We start from the raw sequence: 4,383 nt of genomic DNA, 5'->3' as shown, positions 1-4,383 counted from the left end.
GGGCGGCCTTGCTCGTCGCAGAGCGCGTGGCCCCTGGCGGGGCGCCCACCGCGCGAGCGGCCGATCGCCTGGTGGCAGGCATCGCCTTCCCCCCTTTCGCGCCGGCCGCCGAGCGGTGCGCCTTCACCGCGGCACTGCCGATCGGCGCGCCCCGCGGCGGGTCGGCGCAGGCGACGAGGGCGGCGAGGATGCGCTGCCAGAGCCCGCGTTGGCTCCAGCGGTTCCAACGGTTGAAGACGGTGGCGTATGGCCCCTATTCCGGCGGCAGGGCACGCCAGCGGCAGCCTTCGCGGAAACGGTGCACGATGCCGCCGATCCCCCGCCGGTCGTCCACGCGCCGCGGCCCGGTGTGGACCATCGGCAGATGCGGCTCGCTCGCCGCCCACGGCACGTCGCTCAGCCAGAACAGGCGCGACACGGTCCATCCCCCCGCCGTTGGGCAGGGCGAATCATCGCACCGTTCCCACGGCAATTGGGCGCAGACCCTGGGGCGGCGGGGCCACCCGGTTTTTAACGCCCTTTTCACTGCCCGTCGGCGGAGAGTTTATGGTTTTCTTGCTTCCCGGTCCGCATTTTTTTACCGGTCCCTGCCCCAGGCGTCGGCGTCATGTTGGGTCGAGCGCCTTCCTCCGCCGGGCAGGGGTTGGCCTTTGCGGCCGGCGCATGTCGGAGCCGAGCGTCGGGCAAGCACCTTGTCGTCTCCGGCCGCCGGCATGGCCGGCGAGGATAGCGCACGCATGTGGGCGTCAAGGGCGGCCGTGGCCACCCACGCCGGTACTTAGAGTGCAGATCCGAGGCGGTGAGGCGGTACGTATCTTCTCCGGTACGATGGCCTGCAAGACAGCTCGACAGCACACCGGGGCAAGCCGTGCCCGCGCGGGAGGAGGCGAACGGGGCGGCTCGCGCCCCCGCGCGGGCGGCCTTGCCGGGACCGCCCGCCCGCGACGAGCCGGGGCGCCGCTCCTCCGGAAGCCGGCCGGGCCCGGCGGTGCGGTTCGCATCCGCGCGGCTCGCACCATCGCCGTGCCGGTGCGGATGACCGCCGGGCGTTGCCGCCGGCCGGCCTAGGGGCGGCGCACACGGAAGAATGTTAAGAGGAATGCAGAATCCCCGGCGCCTGCGGCTCGCCGTCCTCGCCGCCTGCCTCGCGATCCTGCTCGGCCAGGGCGTTGCGACCGCCCTCCTCATCGGCCGGGCGCGCGAGGCGGCGCTCGCCGCGTCCGCCGAGACCCTCGGCGACGTCGCCCGCGCCGTGGCGGCCACGATCAACCACACCCTCGTGCATGTGGACGCGATCCTGGCCGGGCTGCCGACCATGCTCTCCCCCCTGGTGTCGGCGGACGACGGCCTGCTCGACCTCGGCAGCGCCGACCGGCTGCTCCGCGAGCTGAACCGGCAGAACTTCACGTCCGGCGACGTGTTCCTCGTCGGCCCCGACGGCACGCCCCTGGCCGGCGCGCGGCCGGGCACGCTGCGGCGCGACCTGCCGCCGCTGCTCTCCGGCCTCGCCAGGAGGGCGGCGCGCAGGGGCGGCGTGGCGATCGGCGGGCCGACGCGCGACCCCCTGACCGGCGAATGGTCGCTCTACGTCGCCCACAGCCTCGACATCCCCGGCCTCGCGGTGCCGGTGACCGGGGTGGCCGAGGTGCCGGCGCTCCTGATCGAGGCATTGCTCGCCGTCGCCGGCGGGAGCCCCGGCCAGCAGGCCACGCTGGAGCATGCCGACGGCACGCTGCTGGCGAGCCTGCCGCAGGTCGCGATGGGACTCGGCCAGCGCCTGTCCCCGTCCGCGGCGGAGCTCGCCCGCCGGGACCACGGCGCCGCCGCGCCGGCGATCCCGGCGCGGCTCGGCGACGGGGTCGTGCAGATCGCCGCGCGGCCTACCCTGTATCCCGAGCTGTTCGTCACGGTGGCCAGGGATGTCGAGGTCACCCTGGCCGGCTGGCGCCGGGACCGGAACCGGGCGCTCCTCGCCTCCGGCGCGCTGGCGCTGCTGGTGGCGGCGCTCGCCCTCGCCCTCTCCCTCGCCCTCCGCCAGCGCGAGCAGGCCGAGGCGGAGCGGGCGCGCTTCCGCCGCACCCTCGAGAACGCGCTCGAGGCCATGTCCGACGGCTTCGCGATGTTCGACGCCGCGGACCGGCTCGTCGTCTGCAACGGCCGCTACCGCGACTTCTACCGGATCAGCGGCCCCTTCCTCGTCCCCGGGGCGCGGGCCGAGGAGATCCTGCGCGAGGGCGCGCGGCGCGGCCAGCATCCGGAGGCCGGCGCCGACATCGAGGCGTGGGTGAAGAACGAGCTCGCCTGGCGCCGCGGCAACCACCCGCCGGTCGAGCGCCGGCTGCCCGACGGCCGGTGGATGCTGGTCACCGAGCGCCGCACGCCCGACGGGGGCACCGTCGGCATCCGCACCGACATCACCGCCCTCAAGCGCGCCATGGAGGAGCTGGCGGCGGCGCGCGACGCCGCCGACGCCGCCGGCGAGGCCAAGAGCCGGTTCCTCGCGCGCATGAGCCACGAGCTGCGCACCCCGCTCAACGGCGTGCTCGGCTTCGCGCAGATCCTGCTGGACGACCCGCGCCTCGCGCCCGACCAGCGCGCGCGGGTGCGCACGCTCTACGAGGCGGGGCGGCATGTCCTCGAGCTGGTCAACGGCCTGCTCGACCTCTCGAAGATCGAGGCGGGCCGGCTCGACCTGCAGCAGCAGGAGGTCGCGCTGCGCCCGCTGCTCGAGGGCTGCGCCACGCTGCTCCGGCCCGAGGTGGACCGCAAGCGGCTCGACTTCCGGCTCGACGCGCCGGAGGACCTGCCGGAGCTGGTCGAGGGCGATCCCACCCGGCTGCGCCAGCTGCTGCTCAACCTCCTCTCCAACGCCGTGAAGTTCACCCCCGCGGGCGGACGGGTGACGCTGCGGGTGCGGCGCCTGGCCCCGCCGCCCGCGGCGGAGGAGGGGCTGCGGATCGAGGTGCAGGACAGCGGCCCCGGCATCCCGGCCGACAAGCGCCATCTGCTGTTCATGGAATTCGCGCAGCTCGGCGGCGGGACGGAAGCGGCCGGGACCGGGCTGGGCCTCGCCATCTCCGCCCAGCTCGTGGCGCTGATGGGGGGGCGGATCGGCTGCGACAGCGCCCCGGGAACGGGCGCGCTGTTCTGGGTGGAGCTTCCGCTGCGCAGCGTGCGGCCGGGGCGACCGGCGACGGCCGCGGCGACGCCGGCGGACGCGGAGTCCCGCCCGGCCGGCCCGGGGCGCCCCGACGCGGGCGCGGCCACGGAGGCCACGGACGGCGCCGCCGCGCCGCACCGGCCGCAGCGGCCAGGGGAGAGCCTGCGGGTGCTGGTGGTGGACGACATCCCGGTCAACCGCCAGGTCACCTGCGCCATGCTGGAGGCCGCGGGGCACGAGGCGGTGGCGGTTTCCGGCGGGGCCGAAGCGGTGGCCGCCATCGCGCGCGAGGATTTCGACGCCGTGCTGATGGACGTGCAGATGCCGGACATGGACGGGCTGGAGGCGACGCGGCGCATCCGCGCGCTGCCCGGCCCGCGCGCGCGGGTGCCGATCATCGCGCTGACCGCCTCGGCGCTGCCCGATCAGATCGAGGCCTGCCGCCGGGCGGGGATGGACGGCCACCTCGCCAAGCCGATCGAGCGCCATGCGCTGGTCGGCGCGCTCGGCCTGCTGGCACGGCCGGCCCGTCCCGTCGCGGCGCGGGGAGAGGCCGCCGGCGCGCAGGCGGGCGCACCTTCCCCGCCGGCCGCGGCCGGGAGGGAGCCGCCGGCGGACCCCGGCGAGCCGCCTCCGCCGCTGCTGGATGAGCGGGCGCTGGTGTCGCTCGCGGCCGATCTCGGCCCGGCAGGGCGCGGCATCCTCGCCGAATTCGTCGGCGAGATCCGCCGCGCCGCGGTGGTGGTCGCCGATGCGCTGGCGGCGGGGCGGGCGGACCTCGCCGCCTTGCGCCAGGGGGCCCACCGCCTGGTCGGGGCCGGGCGGACGCTCGGCGCCCGCCGTCTGGTGGCGGAGGCGGAACGGCTCCAGCGTGCCGCCGCGCGCGGCGAGACCGAGGAGGCGAAGGCCCTGCAGCCGCTGGTGCTGGCGCTGGCCGACGCGACCCTGGCGGCGCTCGACGCGCGCCCGGAGCTCGCGGCGGCCGAGGAGACGGGGGGGAGCCTTGCCGATGCGGGCGATCCCGGGCCGCGCCGGGCGTGACCTCGCGCCGCCTGTCGGGCCGACCCGCGCACCCGGCCTCTCCCCTCGCCCGCCGCTAGGGTCTGTTAGAGCTTGAATGCTATGCCCATGTTGTGGGGATGGCGGAGAAGAGCGGCGGCGTTCAGGTGTTCACGGATGCGGCCTGGGCGGAATGGGAGCCGCTGATCGAGGCGACACGGCCG

Annotated in this window: 2 protein-coding genes; one reads left to right on the top strand and one right to left on the bottom strand. The window is 76.2% G+C overall.

The window, feature by feature from the left end:
• Positions 1-253: 253 nt before the first annotated feature.
• Positions 254-418: a transposase gene (locus tag K1J50_RS18565; RefSeq protein ID WP_220119217.1), complete on the bottom strand. Its 165-nt coding sequence runs from the start codon at positions 416-418 to the stop codon at positions 254-256.
• Between the two features lie 681 nt (positions 419-1,099).
• Between K1J50_RS18565 and K1J50_RS18560 the strand changes: the two genes are divergently transcribed.
• On the top strand, positions 1,100-4,201 hold the full coding sequence (locus K1J50_RS18560; protein WP_220119234.1) for an ATP-binding protein: 3,102 nt from the start codon (positions 1,100-1,102) through the stop codon (positions 4,199-4,201).
• Positions 4,202-4,383 lie beyond the last annotated feature (182 nt).

The organism is Caldovatus aquaticus (assembly GCF_019458025.1).
Lineage (GTDB): Bacteria > Pseudomonadota > Alphaproteobacteria > Acetobacterales > Acetobacteraceae > Caldovatus > Caldovatus aquaticus.
Note: the sequence above shows the minus strand (reverse complement) of the source record. Positions and strands in the feature narration are given on the sequence as shown.